The sequence below is a fragment of the Proteiniborus sp. genome (assembly GCF_040308045.1).
In the GTDB taxonomy this organism is placed as follows: domain Bacteria; phylum Bacillota; class Clostridia; order Tissierellales; family Proteiniboraceae; genus Proteiniborus.
The window spans coordinates 19,614-38,146 of record NZ_JAWRHZ010000056.1; the positions used below are offsets into that span (position 1 = coordinate 19,614).

At 29.1% G+C, this 18,533-nt stretch carries 25 protein-coding genes; all 25 read left to right on the forward strand.

Annotated features, from left to right (window positions below; all coding sequences use genetic code 11):
• Window positions 1–2 precede the first annotated feature (2 nt).
• The 25 genes from ABV008_RS11700 (at window position 3) to ABV008_RS11820 (ending at window position 18,532) form a co-directional block, all read left to right on the forward strand.
• The gene (locus ABV008_RS11700; protein ID WP_352420006.1) at window positions 3–1,385 is read left to right on the forward strand and encodes a pilus assembly PilX N-terminal domain-containing protein; all 1,383 of its coding nucleotides are present in this window, start codon (window positions 3–5) and stop codon (window positions 1,383–1,385) included.
• Between the two features lie 7 nt (window positions 1,386–1,392).
• Window positions 1,393–1,848: a type IV pilus modification PilV family protein gene (locus ABV008_RS11705; protein WP_352420007.1), complete on the forward strand. Its 456-nt coding sequence runs from the start codon at window positions 1,393–1,395 to the stop codon at window positions 1,846–1,848.
• 2 nt (window positions 1,849–1,850) lie between these two features.
• Window positions 1,851–2,366: a PilW family protein gene (locus tag ABV008_RS11710; RefSeq protein ID WP_352420008.1), complete on the forward strand. Its 516-nt coding sequence runs from the start codon at window positions 1,851–1,853 to the stop codon at window positions 2,364–2,366.
• 2 nt (window positions 2,367–2,368) lie between these two features.
• Entirely contained in the window at window positions 2,369–3,436 is a 1,068-nt protein-coding gene (pilM, locus tag ABV008_RS11715; RefSeq protein WP_352420009.1) for a type IV pilus assembly protein PilM, read from the forward strand.
• Window positions 3,437–3,440: 4 nt separating this feature from the next.
• Entirely contained in the window at window positions 3,441–4,013 is a 573-nt protein-coding gene (locus ABV008_RS11720; RefSeq protein WP_352420010.1) for a PilN domain-containing protein, read from the forward strand.
• Entirely contained in the window at window positions 3,991–5,370 is a 1,380-nt protein-coding gene (locus ABV008_RS11725; RefSeq protein ID WP_352420011.1) for a LysM peptidoglycan-binding domain-containing protein, read from the forward strand. Before ABV008_RS11720 ends, ABV008_RS11725 begins: the two co-directional genes overlap by 23 nt.
• 21 nt (window positions 5,371–5,391) lie before the next feature.
• Window positions 5,392–7,416 (forward strand): S-layer homology domain-containing protein, encoded by a 2,025-nt coding sequence (locus tag ABV008_RS11730; protein ID WP_352420012.1) that lies wholly within the window; start codon window positions 5,392–5,394, stop codon window positions 7,414–7,416.
• A 202-nt stretch (window positions 7,417–7,618) separates the two neighbouring features.
• Window positions 7,619–7,981, forward strand: coding sequence for a type IV pilus modification PilV family protein (locus ABV008_RS11735; protein WP_352420013.1), 363 nt, complete (start codon window positions 7,619–7,621; stop codon window positions 7,979–7,981).
• Window positions 7,982–7,993: 12 nt separating this feature from the next.
• A complete protein-coding gene (locus tag ABV008_RS11740; RefSeq protein ID WP_352420014.1) occupies window positions 7,994–8,617 on the forward strand; it encodes a hypothetical protein in 624 nt (207 codons plus the stop codon).
• A gap of 9 nt (window positions 8,618–8,626) precedes the next feature.
• Window positions 8,627–9,193 carry a PilW family protein gene (locus ABV008_RS11745; RefSeq protein ID WP_352420015.1) on the forward strand — a complete coding sequence of 189 codons (567 nt, stop codon included), beginning with the start codon at window positions 8,627–8,629 and terminating at the stop codon, window positions 9,191–9,193.
• Between the two features lie 6 nt (window positions 9,194–9,199).
• Entirely contained in the window at window positions 9,200–9,670 is a 471-nt protein-coding gene (locus tag ABV008_RS11750; protein ID WP_352420016.1) for a pilus assembly FimT family protein, read from the forward strand.
• Between the two features lie 44 nt (window positions 9,671–9,714).
• Window positions 9,715–9,987 (forward strand): late competence development ComFB family protein, encoded by a 273-nt coding sequence (locus tag ABV008_RS11755; RefSeq protein ID WP_352420017.1) that lies wholly within the window; start codon window positions 9,715–9,717, stop codon window positions 9,985–9,987.
• Between the two features lie 227 nt (window positions 9,988–10,214).
• Window positions 10,215–10,772: an elongation factor P gene (gene efp / locus ABV008_RS11760; RefSeq protein WP_352420018.1), complete on the forward strand. Its 558-nt coding sequence runs from the start codon at window positions 10,215–10,217 to the stop codon at window positions 10,770–10,772.
• 44 nt (window positions 10,773–10,816) lie between these two features.
• On the forward strand, window positions 10,817–11,230 hold the full coding sequence (locus ABV008_RS11765) for a CD1247 N-terminal domain-containing protein (RefSeq protein ID WP_352420019.1): 414 nt from the start codon (window positions 10,817–10,819) through the stop codon (window positions 11,228–11,230).
• Between the two features lie 102 nt (window positions 11,231–11,332).
• Window positions 11,333–12,340 carry a stage III sporulation protein AA gene (gene spoIIIAA, locus ABV008_RS11770; RefSeq protein WP_352420020.1) on the forward strand — a complete coding sequence of 336 codons (1,008 nt, stop codon included), beginning with the start codon at window positions 11,333–11,335 and terminating at the stop codon, window positions 12,338–12,340.
• Between the two features lie 20 nt (window positions 12,341–12,360).
• Window positions 12,361–12,885 carry a stage III sporulation protein SpoIIIAB gene (spoIIIAB, locus tag ABV008_RS11775; RefSeq protein ID WP_352420021.1) on the forward strand — a complete coding sequence of 175 codons (525 nt, stop codon included), beginning with the start codon at window positions 12,361–12,363 and terminating at the stop codon, window positions 12,883–12,885.
• A 13-nt stretch (window positions 12,886–12,898) separates the two neighbouring features.
• Window positions 12,899–13,096: a stage III sporulation protein AC gene (gene spoIIIAC, locus ABV008_RS11780; protein WP_352420022.1), complete on the forward strand. Its 198-nt coding sequence runs from the start codon at window positions 12,899–12,901 to the stop codon at window positions 13,094–13,096.
• Window positions 13,097–13,111: 15 nt separating this feature from the next.
• Window positions 13,112–13,498: a stage III sporulation protein AD gene (gene spoIIIAD, locus ABV008_RS11785; protein ID WP_352420023.1), complete on the forward strand. Its 387-nt coding sequence runs from the start codon at window positions 13,112–13,114 to the stop codon at window positions 13,496–13,498.
• Window positions 13,499–13,510: 12 nt separating this feature from the next.
• Window positions 13,511–14,695, forward strand: a complete 1,185-nt coding sequence (gene spoIIIAE / locus ABV008_RS11790; RefSeq protein ID WP_352420024.1) for a stage III sporulation protein AE — start codon at window positions 13,511–13,513, stop codon at window positions 14,693–14,695.
• A gap of 10 nt (window positions 14,696–14,705) precedes the next feature.
• Window positions 14,706–15,326: a stage III sporulation protein AF gene (gene spoIIIAF, locus ABV008_RS11795; RefSeq protein WP_352420025.1), complete on the forward strand. Its 621-nt coding sequence runs from the start codon at window positions 14,706–14,708 to the stop codon at window positions 15,324–15,326.
• Between the two features lie 25 nt (window positions 15,327–15,351).
• Window positions 15,352–15,942, forward strand: a complete 591-nt coding sequence (gene spoIIIAG, locus ABV008_RS11800; RefSeq protein WP_352420026.1) for a stage III sporulation protein AG — start codon at window positions 15,352–15,354, stop codon at window positions 15,940–15,942.
• Between the two features lie 10 nt (window positions 15,943–15,952).
• Complete coding sequence (locus ABV008_RS11805; protein ID WP_352420027.1) at window positions 15,953–16,615, forward strand: SpoIIIAH-like family protein; 663 nt, start codon at window positions 15,953–15,955, stop codon at window positions 16,613–16,615.
• A 74-nt stretch (window positions 16,616–16,689) separates the two neighbouring features.
• Window positions 16,690–17,073 (forward strand): Asp23/Gls24 family envelope stress response protein, encoded by a 384-nt coding sequence (locus ABV008_RS11810; protein WP_352420028.1) that lies wholly within the window; start codon window positions 16,690–16,692, stop codon window positions 17,071–17,073.
• A gap of 78 nt (window positions 17,074–17,151) precedes the next feature.
• The gene (gene nusB, locus ABV008_RS11815) at window positions 17,152–17,565 is read left to right on the forward strand and encodes a transcription antitermination factor NusB (protein WP_352420029.1); all 414 of its coding nucleotides are present in this window, start codon (window positions 17,152–17,154) and stop codon (window positions 17,563–17,565) included.
• Entirely contained in the window at window positions 17,558–18,532 is a 975-nt protein-coding gene (locus tag ABV008_RS11820) for a peptidase M22 (protein WP_352420030.1), read from the forward strand. The genes nusB and ABV008_RS11820 overlap by 8 nt, the downstream gene beginning before the upstream one ends.
• Window position 18,533: the final 1 nt, after the last annotated feature.

Below are 18,533 nucleotides of genomic sequence, written 5' to 3' on the forward strand. Positions count from 1 at the left end.
TTATGAATAATGACAAGGGGAATATCTTAATATCTTTAGTTGTGATAATAATGGTACTATCAGTGCTATCAATTGCAGCGTATGGCATTAGTCATGCAGCTAATAGAGAAGCTAAAATTACTAGAGATAACAGTCAAGCATATTATATTGCTAAATCAGGAGCTGATTTAGTCATTAGTGACATAGACAATATAATAAACGATATAGATGAAGATAATGAAAAAATCTATGAAATAAACTTCTTAAATGAAGGCAAAGCTATAGTACAAGTAAAACTAGTTAAAGAAGACAACGTTTTAATGAAGATTGAAATCAACTCAGAAGGTAAGGCAAATGGTAGCAAAAAAAAAATAAGTGCAAGGTTAACAGGTAATAAAAGTTCGGAAGGAAATGTAACAATTCTTGGAGTTGATGAAAATGGTAATTTATATGAATTTGACGAAGATTTTGAAGAAGTCTCAGGAAGTATCATAAGTGATGAGCTAAAGTATGAATTTAAAAACAAAATTAATGGCAGCCCTAGCGCGCTTGCTTGGAATGGTAGCAATAAACTGGTCTTAGTTGGAGAAGGAAGTGGGAGAAATAAACCAGATACTGCAATATATAATTTAGATACAAGAGAAGTAGATTATTTATATACAGGAGGAAATGGTAAACGATATATTACATACTCAGGAGATATTAATAGTTTTTATGCTATTAATTCAAGTAATGACAAAGTACTTCTCTTATCAAACAATGAATGGGAAAATTTACACAAAATAACTGCAGGTTTTAAAATACAAAGACTAGCACAAGGAAATAGAACAATTGTTGGTATTTCTCAGCAAAAAAAAGGTAAAATAGCTTATATTAGTGAAAATATAAATGAATGGTCAGAAAAAAATACCAATATTTATGGTACTTATAATGACATTACTTATGGTAATAAAAGATTTGTAATTATTGGCAGTGATGGGGGACATCCACTGATTATTTATTCAGATGATGGAGTTTCATGGAAAAATGGAGAAATAAAGACTCTTGGAACTGGATTCGAATTATACAGTATAACATGGACAGGGGAGAAATTTGTTGCCGTAGGTGAGGCAAATACTATTTATTCATCACCTAATGGTAAGGAGTGGTATAGGTATCCAAGAGAAGATATCACACATATAGTGGGACATGAATACTATTATGACTTAAAAAACATTTCGTCAAGTGGAAATTATATAATAGCTTATAGTAAAGCTGGAAATTCAGTTCTGATATCAGATGATGGAGGAGCTAACTGGAAACAAAAGAATGACAACACATATCCTAAACTAGAAGAAATCATTGTAATAAATAAAGGTGATGGACAACCTAATTTTTATAACCCAAATATTCAATGGTCCAAATAATAAGAAGGTGATTAGTATTAAAAATAAGGGCTTTACATTAATAGAAACATTAATTTCCTTAGCTATATTAGGCATTATAATTGTATCATTTATTAGCCTATTTACAAATTCGAACTTAATTATTAGCTATTCTGGCAAAAAGGTTAATGCCATATCCGAAGGGAAAAGTATATTAGATGAAATACATTCTAAGGCTACTAAGAGTGATAAAGAAGCAATTAATATAATAGCAGAAGAAGTATTAAATAAAAAATACTCAAGCAATTATGAAATATTTAATGAAGATAAAGATCTGTACATATATAAAAATAAAAGAATTCATTTAACAATTTCCGAGGAAGAAATATTAATTAAGCCTATTTCAAAAAAATATACAACAGTAAAAATGAAAGTTATAGTTTTTTATAATAATGGAGAGAAGAAAATAGAACTTTTTACCTATATACCAAATAAGGAGAACTAATTATGAAAAAGGAATTATTAGACAACGAAGGGCTAACTTTAATAGAATTGATTTTAACTGTAGTCTTACTTGGAATAATTATTTCTCTTATATTTGCTTTTTTTCAATTTAACTATTCTACTTTTTTTAGGAGCATTTCAAAGTATGACATTCAAAGTAATTTAAATAATGTAAGTAGATTTATTGAAAAAGAGCTAAGATATTCAAGTGAAACAAATGTTTACGAAGATAAAAATGAAATTTCTAATGGGAAAAAGTATATTTATTTTGAGAATGATTCAATTATTTTAAGGACACAAGATGGTACTAAAAATAAGTTAACTGACAAAAAACAAGTAACTATCGAAAACTTGCAATTTATCTTGAATGATAATTTGATTACTTATGAGATAAAAGGAAAATCTACAAGCAACAATCAAGAATATACTGTGAAATCAACGATTCAATTGTTAAATATAAAGAGTAACCGTAATAAAGAAGGTAGCATTATTGAATATATCTATAAAGGAGAAGATTAACATTGAAACTACCTATTTTTTTAAACAAAAACATAATCTCCATAGACATAGGCTCCTATGAAACAAAAATAATAGAAGCTAAGAAAAGCAACAATAGCATACAAGTGCATAAAGCGTTCTCATTTCTTACACCTGATGGCTGCTATGAAAATGGACATATTAAAAACGAAAGAGCTTTGATAGATGCGATGAAAACTATTTTGAAAAAAAACAAAATTTCTTCAAAAATAGCCTATCTGACCATAAAAAGCACTGAAATTATTACAAGAGAAATCCCTTTTCCAGTAGTGGAGCCAAAAGAAATAGAGGGTATGTTAAAATATCAAGTCGAAGAATATTTACCTATGGACGTAAGTAGATATGTAGTTCAGCATAAAATAATAGGTAAAGTATTCGATGGAGAGAAAGAGAGAGTTAATGTACTAGTAGTAGCTATTCCTAAGGAAATTGTAGAAAAACACTTTTTCCTGTTAACAGAGCTTAACCTAAAACCAGCAGTATTAGACTATCAATCTAATTCAATTAGTAAGCTTATCTGGTTTGCTGATTCTATTAATGATGGCACATTTATTTCTGATAAAACCATAGCAGCTATTGACTTAGGTAATAACAGTACAAATGTTTCTATTATTAAGAATGGAAGGCTCCAAACAAGTAGAGCTATAGAAATAGGTGGAGAAGATTTAGATAATAATATATTGAGTTTTTTTGAATTAAGTAAAAAAGAACTATTAGAAGAAAAGTTAAAAATAGAAGATATAAGCGTTATTGAGGAAGGTTATACAGACTACAATCGTCTTATTAATATAACAAAAACAACAATTGAGAATATAATTGATAAAGCAGAAAGAATAGTCAAATATTATACTAGTAAAGAAATTGAAAATGAAATCAACGTAATTATATTATATGGTGGATTATCAAAACTTAATGGTGTGGACAAGCTATTTTCTAGCTATTTTAGTATTAATACTGTAATTCTTGATAGCATAAATAAAGTAAATATTCAGGTTGATCCAATTAAATATCTAAATTGTATAAGTTCTTTACTAAGGGATGAAGAGGTGTAATCATATGAGTGATTTAAACTTTTTTGAATCTTATCATAAAAAAAACGATAGAAACCTGAATAAAGATTTTATTATATATGGTTTAGCTTTACTTGTTATTATTGGAATGGTAATGTACACTTTTATAAATTTTATAAAAATAAATAAACTTACAGTGGAAGTCACTTCACTAAAGCAGCAAGTAGAAACTAAGAATTCAAATGAAAAGATAAAAGCAATTCTTAAAAAGGAAAAGGAAATTGACGAACTAACAAAAACTTATAATCAATTAAAAAAATTAGATGAATTTATTGATTCTCAAGACATAATAAATGAATACTTATTAGATGCTATTACCTCTAGAGTACCTGAAAATGTTTTTTTGAAATCTATGATTTTTAACTACAATTTAATATCTATAGAAGGAACTGCAAAAGATAAAAAGTCAATTTCAGATTTTCAATATAGACTAGCTGAAATTGAGTATTTTAATGACGTTTTTATACCAGCCATTTCCTTTGAGAAGGACTATTATAACTTTAGCATTAACATAATACCTAAGGGGGTGGAGGAAGATGGAAGCCAAGATAGCAATTAAAAACCTAGGGAAAAGAAAAATAAAACTAAGTAAAAAAGAGAAAAACTTACTTATTTTATTGGCTTTAGTTATTTTATATTGGTTATTATATAAGTTTGTTTTTTCAATTCAATTAGCCAAATTGTCTGAGTTAAAACAAGAAAGAGATACTTATAAAGAAGAATTACTTAAAATTGATTCAATACTTTCTAAAGATGAAGCAATAGATAGTGAATGGGCTAAAATGAATAGAGAAGTAGAAGGTATTAATAAGAAGTATTTTCCTACCATAGAACAGCCTGAGATTATGCATATGTTAAATGAAATAATAGATTATAATAGCTTAAAAATACCTGGTATGTACTTTAATGGTCCAGACTATGCCACTCTAGATGGCATAGAGGCCAAATATCTTGGAATATCAATACCTTTTGAGGGAAGATATAATGAGCTAGGGGTATTTTTATCTCAGCTAGGAAAATCTCCAAAAAGGTTTTTAGTTAACCAGCTTACAATGTCGAAAAATGATGATAGTATTCTAAGTGGAGAAATAAACTTAAATACTTATAGTTACGACGAAATTATAAATAGCACTGGTGACTCAGCATACAGGGCAGAAGTACAAAAAGTTATTAAAGAAGATCCTTTCAAGCCTTATGATGGCTATATAGAAGAATCAGAAGAGGAATTTTATGAAGAAAATGATATTGATACTGAAAAAAGAACTGTGTTAGAAGAATTTGAAAATGAAGAACTATATTTTATGTCCACTAGCACAGACGTTACTGGAAAGGTTTCTAAATTTAGCAGTTCAAAACATGGCAAATACAGCTTACGTACTGAATACTTTATATCTACTGGAATAAAAGAGGAAAGAGCCTATGTGCTCCTTGATGATAAGGAAATATATTTAAAATATCCACCATCATCTATAGGTATTTGGGTCCATTCATATGGATATTCGCCAGTAACTTTAGGGTTTAGATTTCAGGATCAAGAAGGTAATAAAATTGATTTAGAGTTAACAAAGGGTATTAATTGGACAGGATGGGAATACGTTGAGGCAATGCCACCTCAAGATATAAAAGTATATCCCTTAAAGTTAGATAGAATATATATAGAATTAGAAGCTAACAGAGATGATTATGGAGTAATTTTATTCGATAATCTAGAAGTAACATATCCTAAAAATGAGATTGAGGTAGAAAAAGACAATAAAGCATATACATTCTATATAGTGGAATATGGTGACACATTTGAGTCTATTAGTGAAAAAATGTATGGTACAAAATCTAAGTACAAAGTTATTATGAAGCAGAACGGTATTAGTAGCAATAGTGATTTAGAGTTTGGGCAAATCTTGGTCATACCCAATTAATAGCAATGAAAGGTGATGAATATGAATACATTTTTAAAAAGATTATGTATACTAACTATTTTTTTTAGTATGTTTCTGGTATTTCCTATTACAATTTCATTCTCAGCAACTTCTGATGAAGGCTATAGTGATGGATATTCTGAAGGATGGTTAGAGGGAATAGAAAAGGCAGAAAGGGATATGGCAAAAGGTAATAGTAAAAATTATTCTAGGTCTATACCTAGCGACAATAGAATTATTGAAACATATGATTTGAAAACTAAAAGCACTAAGTACAAAAATGCTTTTTTAGATGGTTTTAAAGATGGCTTTAAGAATGGCTACAATGAAACATATAAATCTTCAGATGATGACGAAGATGATAGCAATGAAGATAACGAAGAAATAGGACATGCAGAAATTCTTGGACTTGCTATGGGAGAAACATACGGTTATAGAGATCATTATGCTGGGAAAACAAATAAGTGGAGCAGGGCTATACCTTCTAACTCTGAGATAGTAGAGGTTTTTGACTTAAAAAAAGAAACTAATAATTATAGAACTACATTCATAAGTGCATTTAAAGCTAAGTTTGAAGAGGGTTATGAAGAAGGGTATAGAAAAGCTAAATTTGAACCTTTTGAGAATTCCATTGATCAAGGACAAAGAGATGGAGAATATTTTGGTAGATTACTAGGTAACATGTATGGGAAAAGGGACTATTTTTTTGACAGAGACAGTAATTGGGAAAGAAACTTACTATCTAGAGCAAAAATTATCAATGATTTTTCTTTGTTTGACGACTCCGAGGAGTATAAAGACTCATTTGTAGAAGCTTTTATTTATGCTTTTGAAGAAAAGTATAATGATTCATATAGAGAAGCAAATTCAAATGTTAGTAAACTAACTTATGAGAATGGTTATAGTCAAGGCAAAGAAATTGGGCTTAAAAGAGGACAGGGCTTTGCGAATACGGATGTTTTACTTGGAATGCCAAGCAGCTTATTAAGGTATTTATCTAACGAATTTGAAGTTACCAATGAATTTGAATTATATTTAGAAAATGATAAGTATAAGGAAGGATTTATTAGTGGTTATAACGAGGGACTTAATGAAGGGTACATTAAAACATATCAAGACCTTAATTATACCAGCTCTTTAACTAAATTGAAAACTCAAGTTATTCCAATTAGTGGAGGAGAAATAGCCACTGATGATAATAGAATTTCATTAAAAATAAATAGTGGAACATATTATAATGATGTTGCAGTTTCCATTGATGGGCTTCCAGATGTACACAACTTGTATTTACCATCAAAGAATAGATTTATTAAAGCTTCAGAGCTATATACTATTAGAGTTGCTAATTCTTCCTATCAAATTAATAACGGAAAATTAATTGAACTAAGCTTTGAGTATTATGGTCCGCAAAATGGTGGAATTTATAAATATAATAACAATAGTTGGACATATATACCTAGTAAAATATCTGAAAATAGAATAACTACTTATATTCGTCCAAGTTCATTAAATGCAACTAATGGAATGTACGCAGTATTTATAGATGAAAGTTTTAAAAACATAAAAGATATCAGGGGTCATTGGGCAAAAGATGAAATCAATGCTTATGCCAGAAGAGGTCTTGCTGGTCTATTTAGTGACAACACCTATAGACCGGATTCTTCTATTACTAGAGGACAAATGCTTGCACTCTTAAGTAGAGTATATAACTGGAACTTAAATGATCTTGATAAAAACATAAAAGAACTAGCAAAGCTAGAGGATTATGAAAGTATGGGCGCTTATAAGTCACTTATTTCATATGGCTTAAGACATGGGTATATGAGTTTATATCCGGACAATACCTTTAAAGTAAATAATAAAGTAACATATAAGCAAGTTGAATATATAATGAAAAAAGTAACAGGGGATATTAATTTTACATGGAATAATGTTGCAATTAACATGATGCAGCACAAGGATACACGATGCAAAAGCTATAACTCTATGGACAACACCATAACTAGAGCTGAGGCAATTTTTATGCTTTACCTACTAAATGAATGATAATATCAGAACTTGCTAATTAGCATATCTCAAATAAAAGATATGCTAATTTTTTTACATTTTTACAGAATACGTAGAAATTTCTAATTATTATGAAAAAAATGAAGGATTTTTGTAAAATATGGTGAATATATTTTATAATTGTTTATCACCAAGTAAATTAAATTTGAGAAAAATGTAAATCATATTTTGGAGTATAGATATGATCAAAATATTAAGAAATAGTTCAGGTCTTTCATTTATAGAGTTAATTATTACTCTAGCTATATTAGGTATAACTATGATTTCCTTTTCATCCTTACTAGCCAATACAAATAAAATAAATAAAAAGTCTGAACTCCAATACATGGCCACTTTATTAGCACAAAGCTATATGGAAAGAATTAAAGCTTCAGATACTATCAATGTTGGGCAAACTGTTGATAGTCTTGAAGATACTAAAGTTTTTGTTGATATAGTAAAAATTGATAAATACAAGTGTAATATTTATAGAATTATAATTGAAATTTCAATATGTGACGAGACTTATGAAAAGCTAGAGGGATATAAAATAATTTATAAGTAGGAGAGTGTCTTTGTGGAGAGGGTAAGACTTGACTGCAGGGGTTCTACACTTGTAATATTATTACTTATACTATCAGTAATATTTTTGATGGGAATTACTGCTTTATCACTAGCTGTTACGAATTACAAAATGAAAAAATTGAATAGTGAGCTTAAGAAAACTTTTTATCTTGCAGAAGCAGGCACTGAAGAAGCTTATATAATTACTAGTGATTTTGTTATTGAGGCTATAGATTATGCCATATCAAAGGTGGAAGAATTAGAAGAAACTAAAAGGGAAAGTGACGAGAACGCTTTATCAGAAGAAGTAGATATTATTTTTAGAGGTGCTTTTAAGAGCTTTATAAAAGGAAACTGTATTGATGTCAGTCCTAATACTAGTCTTATTTCTATACTAAAGGATAATAAGTCTTATACAATCTACAGGGATGGTTATCCCAAAATTGACCCCAAAATTACTGAACTAGAAGAAGGTTTCTTGTTAGAAGTAAAGTCAACATATGTAAAAGGGAATATCAATAAAGCAATAATTATAAAGTGTTCAATAGATATTCCTAATTATAATTACTGTATTTTAAATGATGATTTTAAACTTGGAGATATCACTAGAATTATTGAATGGAGTATAGAAAGGTAGATAATGAGAATGAATTATTCATCAAGAAGAATTAGTAATGGATTTACTCTAATAGAGTTAATAATAACTTTAGCGTTAGCAGGCATTATTATTACAATAATTTATTCATTCTTTTTTTCAAGCATTACTATGTTTCATAGGAACGATAAAGATATTGAACTACAGCAACAAGGTCAATTTATAATTGGTTTTTTAGAGGAAAAAATAATTGAATCTTGTGGCATAACATATCTTCAAGACATGAATGGTCATGTAAAAAATGAAACTAATGAGGTTATTAATCTAAAAAAGATAATTTTTAAAAATATTCCAGGAGCATCAGACAAAGGATTTGTTTTTCAATTGAGTAAGGAACCTAATTTTAATACTTATAGTTTGAAGTATGGAGTGGGATTGTCAGGTACTCCAACAATAGAGGCAGGTAATTATATTGAAAAAATTCAAGTCAGACCAATTCCTTCTGACAAGATTTATATAGAAGCTAAAGGACTAGACTTAAAAATCTTTTTTTATTTTGATGGACAAAAGAAGTCTTTTGAAACTCAATTTTTTTTTCGAAATAGGCCTGGGAGGTAAATAAGGGTGAAAAGAAGAAAATATAATGGTGGAATGACTTTAATAGAACTGCTATTAGTTATTTCGATCTTAGCTCTTTCTCTATCCATAATTATTCCCAAAATCGAAAGACGAGATTATCATTTAATGACTAACAGTAGGATGCTAAGAGATGATATAAGAAGTATTAGGTATATAAAGATGGTTGAAGGTAAGAATGTAAAAATTTCACTAGAAAAAACTCAATATACTATTATGGAAAATGTAAGAGTAATCAAAAGAGTAAGACTTGAAAAGGATTACAAAATTACATATACAGATACTTTTAAAGGCGGCGATATAATTTTTGGCTATAATGGAGCACCTACATACGGAGGAGGTACTATAACAATATTCGATAATAGAACAAATAAATATTGTGAGATTACAGTGGTACCTGCAACAGGAAGAATATTATTAAAAAAAGAGATATTTAAAGGAAAAAGTAAAAGTAAGTAGAATTATACTCTATAATGCTTCACATAAGTTGAGGAGGGAATAAATTGAATTTACATAATTCTATGGAAGATGTTGTTTACAGATACCTAGATAGTGTATTAAGTAAGTATAATAATGTATGTAAGTGTACGAAATGTAAGTTGGATATTGTAGCTTTAGCATTAAATAATTTACCACCACAATATACTGTAACAGAAAAGGGAAAGCTGTTTACTAAGGTTAAAGAAATGGAAGCACAGTATGAAGTTGATATTGTTAGGGAAATAACTAAAGCAATAGAAATAGTATCTAGAAAACCTCATCATGAAAATGGATAACTAAAATTAATATTATAAAAGATTGAATTTTTGTATTCAAAAATAGAGAATTGTGGTATTATAGTATAGAAAATAGGAACAATCTATAAAAAGTACATAAAATTATAATAAAGTCTAAATTAAACTGTTATAAAGAATAGCTTCTAGTAAATAATAAGTATTAGATGCTGTTTAACGTTTTAGGACTTAATGTACAACTATATAAACATGAAGTAGGAGGTTAAAACATGATTTCAGCAAATGATTTTAAAAAAGGTGTTACATTTGAAATGGATGGAGATATTTATCAAGTAGTAGATTTTCAACATGTTAAGCCTGGAAAAGGTGCAGCATTTGTAAGAACAAAAATTAAAAATATTATTACAGGTTCACAAAAAGAAACTACTTTTAATCCTACAGATAAATTTCCAAAAGCTCACATTGAGACTAAGGAGATGCAATACCTTTATAATGATGGTGAACTATATTATTTTATGGATACTGAAACATATGAACAGGTACCTTTTAATTATGACCAAGTTGAAGATGCAGTAAAATACATTAAAGAAAATGATACTACTTTAGTAAGATTTTATAAAGGAAAGGCATTTGATGTTCAAGCGCCTAACTTTGTAGAACTAGTAGTAACACATACTGAGCCCGGAGTTAAAGGGGACACTGCAACTGGAGCTACAAAACCTGCAACAGTAGAAACAGGGGCAACTATTTTAGTACCATTATTTATTAATATTGGAGACAAAATTAAAATTGATACAAGGACAGATGAGTATTTGTCAAGAGTTTAGGTAACAATATGGAATGAAAAAGATTCTTAGAGGGAGGGTTAGTTATGGAATACTTATATGAAAGAGTTGCATATCTAAAAGGTTTAGCCGAGGGATTGGAAATTGAAGAAAAGAGTAAGGAAGGCAAGCTTTTGGTACATATTATTGATGCACTAGAAGATTTTGCTGACGCTATTTCAGATTTAAACGAGGAGCAAGAAGAATTAAATGAATATGTTGATTTTATTGATGAGGATTTAGCAGATGTAGAAGAAGAAGTTTTTGGGGAATTTGATGATGAGTTCGACGATGAATTTGACGATGAAGATGATATTGATTATGTAGAGGTTGAATGCCCATATTGTAATGAAGTTGTATACCTAGATTCAGAACTAGTGTCTGATGAAGGCAAAGTCGAGTGCCCAAATTGTCAAAGATTGATATCCTGTGACTGTGATTCTGAATGTGATTGCGAATAATAAAAAAACCTGGTGTGAAAACATCAGGTTTTTTTTATTTGATTTAGCATATTATTAGATGCTCATCATAATTATATATAAAAGGAGGGACAGGTTGTAGTTATGAGAGTAAATAATAACTTTAGCAAGTCAGTTCAATTTGATAAGACAAATGCTTATAATGAAGTTTTAGATTATATAGATCCTGAACTAACAAATGTTCTGTCTAAGCTTCCTAGAAATATTATTGAAAAAGTAGAAGAAATAAGATTACGCAACGGGAAACCTCTCATGATAAGTCTTGGAAGTGGAGATTACTTTGTTTCTAAAAATGGTACATCAGTATTAGAACCGACTAACTGTATACACGTTACTAATAAGCATGTTTTAAAAACCTTTCAGCTTATTAGCAACTATTCTATCTATTCAATTGAAGAAGAACTCAAATACGGATTTGTAACAGTAAGAGGTGGTCACAGAGTTGGCGTTACAGGGAAAGCAGTTTATGGGACTAAAGGTTTAGAAACTATAAGGGATATTTCCTCATTAAATATAAGAATTGCTAAGCAAATGATAGGAGTTTCAAATAATATAATTAGGTTTATTATTAAAAAGCCTAATACTGTTTATAACACTTTACTAGTATCACCTCCTCAATGCGGTAAAACTACTTTACTTAGGGATATTATTAGAAATATTAGTAATGGAATAGATGCTTACAATTTCCATGGAATTAAGGTTGGTGTAGTAGATGAAAGATCTGAGATTGGAGGAACTTATAATGGCTGTCCGCAAAATGATGTAGGCGTCAGAACAGATATAATAGACAGCTGCCATAAACATGAAGGAATTATGTTGCTACTAAGATCTATGTCACCTAATGTAATAGCAACAGATGAAATTGGTGATGAAAGAGATATTAAGGCTATACATGAAGCAATAAAAGCTGGAGTAAGAATAATTTCAACTGTACATGGAGATGGAGTAGAAGATATTTTAAACAAACCAAAGCTAAGAGACATTATAACAGAGAAGGTATTTGAGAGAATAATATTAATAGATAATACTCATGGTGTTGGAACTATAAAAGATATAGTTGATGGAGTCAACTTTAAATCGGTAATGAGTTAATACGGAAAGGAAGAAAGAGTATGCTTTTAGTCAAGACAATTGGGTGCCTGATAATAATCATATCATCATCAACTTTAGGATTTTATTACAGCAGGCTATATAGTGAGAGAGTGAATAATCTTATTAATTTACAGAACTGCATTCAAATTCTTGAAACAGAGATTATTTATGCTGCGACACCTTTACCAAAGGCATTTAAAGAGGTTTATAGAAAAGGAAATAAAAAAGTATCATTCATATTCAATGAAATAAGAGAATATTTAATTAATGATAAAAATTCAAGTGTATATGATGGCTTTCTACACATAGCTTCAGAACTAAAGGAAAGTCTATGTTTTAAGGAAGAAGATATAGAAATAATATTATCATTTGGACGTAGCCTAGGATTATCTAATAGGATAGACCAGGAAAAACATTTTAAAGTAATATTATTACAGTTAAAAAATCAACAAAGGGAAGCAGAAGAAGAAAAGGCTAAAAATGGTAAAATGTACAAAAGCTTAGGAGTGTTAATAGGTTTTGGTATAGTGCTAGCATTATATTAGAGGGAGGATATTTATGAATGTAGATTTAATTTTCAAAATTGCAGGAATAGGAATTGTAGTAGGAATACTTCATACTGTTTTGGCAAAGGTAGGAAAAGAAGAGTATGCCTATATTGTAACTTTGGCAGGTGTAGTAATAGTGCTTACCATGGTACTTAATCTCATTAGTAAGCTTTTTGATAGTGTTAAAACCATTTTTCAGTTATATTAACGAAGGTGATTTTAAATGGAAATAATTCAAATTGTAGGTATTGGAATTATAGCTACTGTTTTATCAGTAATATTAAAGCAACAAAAACCTGAATTTTCACTTCAAATAAGCATAGTCACTGGTTTAGTCATATTCATTTTTGTTATAAGCAAGCTTAATTATGTAATAGAGGTACTTAATAGTCTTGCTAAGAGGGTAGATATGGATCTGTTATATTTTTCAACAATTCTTAAAGTAATAGGGGTTGCTTACATAGCTGAATTTGGCGCACAAATTGCAAGAGATGCAGGAGAAGGCGCAATTGCTTCAAAAATAGAATTGGCCAGTAAAATATTAATAATGGTATTAGCAGTTCCTATACTAACTTCACTATTAGATTTAATTATTAAAATAATACCATAAGGTGAGTACAAAATGATAAAGAAGATAGTGCTATTAGTTTTATCAATCTGCATAACTTTGTTTTTTTCTTCTGTTGTATTTTCAGATGATGAAGATATTTTAAACTTAGATCATATAATTGAAAAACAAATGGAAAATTTAAAAATTGATGAACTAGAGCATTTAGTTAAAGAGATTAATAAAACAACTGGAGATATATTACCTAAAATTGACTTCAAAAGATTTTTGATTTCTCTTATAAAAGGCGAAAATGTTCTTGATGGTGAAAAAATATTAACTAGTATTTTCAAGCTAATGTTTAGAGAAGTCATAGCAAACTCAGAACTTCTTGTTAAATTATTAATTCTTGGTATAATATGTTCATTATTTACAAATATTCAAAGTGCTTTCGAAAGTGACACAGTAGGAGAAGTAGCATTTTATGTTTGTTATTTAATACTAATTTCTTTATCTGTTAAGAGTTTTGTAATGGCTATGCAGATAACATGGAAGGCCATAAATGATATGGTGATTTTAATGCAGGTTCTTTTGCCAATACTTTTAACATTACTAGTTGCAGTCGGTGGAATAACAACATCTTCATTATTTAAACCAATAATTTTGGGAGCAGTTAGTATTATAAGTACATTGATGAAGGATATGATATTGCCTCTTGTTTTTTATGCTACTGTTATAGGAATAATATGTAGAATATCCTCTAGAATCCAAATAACAAAGATTTCAAGCCTTATTCGACAGGTATCAACTGCAATTATTGGTATTTCCCTTACTATATTCATAGGGATTATATCTATACAGGGTACTATGTCAGCTAAGGTTGATGGAGTAACAATAAGAACTGCTAAATTTGCTGTAGATAAATTTGTACCAATAGTTGGTAAATTCTTATCTGATGTTATGGAAACAGTAGTTGGTTGTTCTATGGTTTTAAAAAATGCAGTTGGGGCTATAGGAATGATTTCTTTGTTTTTTATATGTGTTATACCAGTTATAAAAATACTTTCATTAATATTTATTTACAAAATTGCAGGCGCTTTAGTAGAGCCTATTACAAACAAAAGAATAGTTGATTGTTTAAATGAAATTAGTAAATCTCTAGTAATGCTACTAGCAACTGTTACTTCAGTAGGAGTAATGTTCTTTATTGCAGTGACTATTATTATAGGAGCAGGAAATGCTACTGTAATGTTAAGGTAAAGGTGATATTATGATTGAATTTTTAAAAAATTGGGTTGTAAATATTGTTGTAGTTATTTTTTTTATTGCATTTATAGAGATTATGCTACCTTCAAACAATATGAAGAGATACATAAATATTGTTCTCGGACTTTTAATCATAATTGTTTTGATAAATCCAATCATAAAATTATTATCTAGTGATATAAATATAGAAAGAGAGGTTTTACTAAATATAAAAAACTATAATACTTTCAGAGTAGATAGTGATTCAAAGTATGTCGAATCTCAGAACAAACAAATAGCAGAGTTATATAAAAGTAAACTTGAAACCGAAATAGTCGAGCTAGTAAAAACAGAAGAAAAATATGATGTTCTAAAAGTTATTGTTTCTATAGAGGAAAATACTCAAAGTGAAAACTTTGGTAAGATTAAAGGTATTGAGGTGCATTTAGGAGCAAGTAACGACAAAAGTAATAGTAAAGGAAATGTAAAAGTAGATAAAATAGAAAATGTCTCTATAAACATAGATAAGTCAAATATATCAAAAGACAGTATAGCAAGCTCAGAAGGATTTGACGAATTAATAGAATCTATTTCATCTTTTTATAGAATCCCTAAGGAAAAAATTATTGTAATTATGAATACGTAAAGTTATAACAAGGGGGATGAGTTGAGTGTTAGAGAAATTAAAAGAATTTTTTAATCCTAAGAATCAGAAAAAAACTGTATCAAATTTAATTATTTTGTTATTTGTCGGTGCAATTGTTTTGCTGTTATCAAATTTCTTTTTGTCAGACAAAAATGATAATAGTAGTTTAGAATATGACGAAAAAGATAATGATTTTAATGAGCATTATGAATATAGCATAGATGAAGAATGTTATGCTAGTAGTATTGAATCAAGGCTTGAGGAAATATTAAAGAAAATAAAAGGGGTAGGAGATGTCAATGTGATGATAACATTTGAGGATACCGCAGAAAAGGTCCCAGTGTTTAATACTACACAAACAATTGAAAGAACAGATGAAAAAGATGCTCAAGGAGGAACAAGAGAAATAACAAGAGAAGATCTTTCACAGCAAATTGCTTATGAAAGTGGTAGTTCTTCATTAATGATAGCAAAAGAAACAAATCCAAGAGTTAGGGGTGTTATTGTTGTTGCTGAAGGTGCAGAAAATATAGAAATAAAGGAGAAACTTTATTCAGCAGTAAAAACAGTATTGGGAGTTACAGGAAACAGGGTAGAAGTATACCCTAGTAATTAGGAGGGATTATATGTATATTAAGAAAAAAACAGCCTTAATTGTATCTCTTATTTGTCTTTTAGTTGTTGTTGGGTATGTGAACCATGAATTAACAAAAAGATCGCTAATGCAATCTTCAAGTGATTATCAACAACACGAAGAAAATCAACTTATGGAACTTAGCAAAACTATAGCAGATGATACAGTTGAAATATCTCTTGAAGATTTGAGTACTAATGAAGAAGTAGAAATTGTAGATAGTAAAAACGACACAATAAAAGATTTAAGAATGGTAACAGAAGATAATATAGAAAGTGTAATTACTAAGGAAGAGAGTTTAAATAGCAACAATTATTTTATTGAGCATAGATTATCTCGAGATAAGCTAAGAGCAACACTAATTGATAGACTATATGAAATAATAAATAATGAGAACACTAATGAAGATATAAGAACTAAGGCACAAAATGAAATAATTGAATTAGGACAAGTTGCAGAGCTAGAATTAAATATTGAAGGATTAATTAAAGCAAAAGGATTTGAGGATGCTTTAGTGTTTTTAGGAGATAATAGTGCTAGAGTGGTAGTTTCAGTTGACGAATTAACCGAGCAAGATGTGGTTAAAATATATGAAATCATTAAAAGCGAAGCTAATATCGAAACTACAAATATTAAAATCATGAAAAAGCTTTAGTAATGTTTGTAAATACTATCACCTTTTGATATAATATATACGTAAGGTTTAAACTGAAGCAGGGGGTGAAATACTTGTCAAATAACTTAGAAAATAATGATGAAATAATAGACTATGGACAAATAAAAATATCAGATGAAGTAGTAGGTATTATTGCTAGTTTGGCAGCAACAGAAGTAAAAGGTGTAGCTGGAATGAGCGGTGGTATTGCTGGTGGTATATCTGAAATTTTGGGAAGAAAAAACTTCTCAAAAGGAGTTAAAGTAGAAGTTAAAGAAAAAGAGGTTATTATTGGTTTATACATAATAGTGGAATATGGAGCTAAAATTCCAGAGGTAGCTTGGGAGATACAAGAGAGTGTTAAAAGCACTGTTGAGACTATGACTGGATTAAATGTAGTTGAGGTAAATATAAACATTCAAGGTGTGAATATTGAAAAGGAACAGAAGGAAGAATAATGCATATAATTAATAAATTAATTTATAACCCTCTGATTTTCAGAGGGTTAAATTAACTAAGGTTAAAGGAGGTTAGCTATGGGAAGAAAGCTAGCAAGAGAATCTGCAATGAAATTACTATATCAGATGGATATAAATAATGATTTTACGTCAGAATCCATTGATATTTTTCTCGCAAATCATAAACTTACTGATGATGAGAAGGAATATCTAATACATACAATTAATCAAGTAAATGATAAATTAGATATTGTAGATAAAAAAATTGAAAAATATGCTTTAGGTTGGAAGATCAATAGAATACCAAAAGTTGACTTATCCATTTTAAGAATTGCAATTTATGAAATATTATTTAGGGAGGATATCCCAGTTGAAGTATCTATTAATGAAGCTATTGATATAAGTAAAAAATATAGTACAAGTGAATCTAGTAAATTTATTAACGGTTTGTTAGGCTCTATTGTTAGAGACGGGAATGATTTAAATGGGTAGCTACTATATGGGTATAGATACAAGTGCTTATACTACATCTATTGCTGTAGTTGATGAGTTTCATAAATTAATGTTTGATGGTAGAGCTTTATTAAAAGTAAAGCACGGAGATAGAGGATTGCGACAGCAAGAGGCAATTTTTCAACACATTAGCAATATTCCTTGTATTATTGATTCATTGTCTAATGAAATAGATATTTCTAAGATAAAAACTGTATCAGCAAGTGTCAAACCGAGAAATAATAAAGAATCGTACATGCCTGTTTTTAAAGTAGCTCAAGGACAGGCTTTTATTATATCTAAAATTATAAATTCTGAGTATAAGGAATTTAGTCATCAAGAGGGTCATATAGCAGCAGGGGTGTTAGGTAGTAATTTGATTAATTCAGAAAAATTTTTAGCTTTTCACATTTCAGGTGGAACTACAGAATTACTACTTGTAGAAGATAACATAAGGAATTATAGTATTAAAATTATTGGTGGTACAAGAGATATTAGTGCTGGTCAGTTAATTGACAGAATAGGAGTAAAACTTGATCTAATGTTTCCATGTGGGAAAGAAATGGATATTCTATCAAGTGATGGGTTTATTGTTCAAAAAAAAATACCTATTAATACTTATGGAACTTGGATTAATTTCTCTGGTGCAGAATCATTTTTTTATAGAATAATTGAAGAGAAAATATATAGTAAAAAGGATATATCAAATAGTGTCTTTTTCTGTGTTGCTAATTCATTAGCGAATGTTGTCATTCAGGCAATAAAATTATATGATATAAATGATGTATTAATTATTGGAGGCGTTGCCTCGAATACATTTTTAAGAGAAGTTTTATGTGAAAAAATTAATAAATCTGGACTAGGCAATGTCTATTTTCCAATAGAGAGTTACTGTACAGATAATGCCATTGGCACTGCTTTTCTTGGTGCTGTAAAAGATGGCGAAAAAACTTTTGGAGGATTATAGA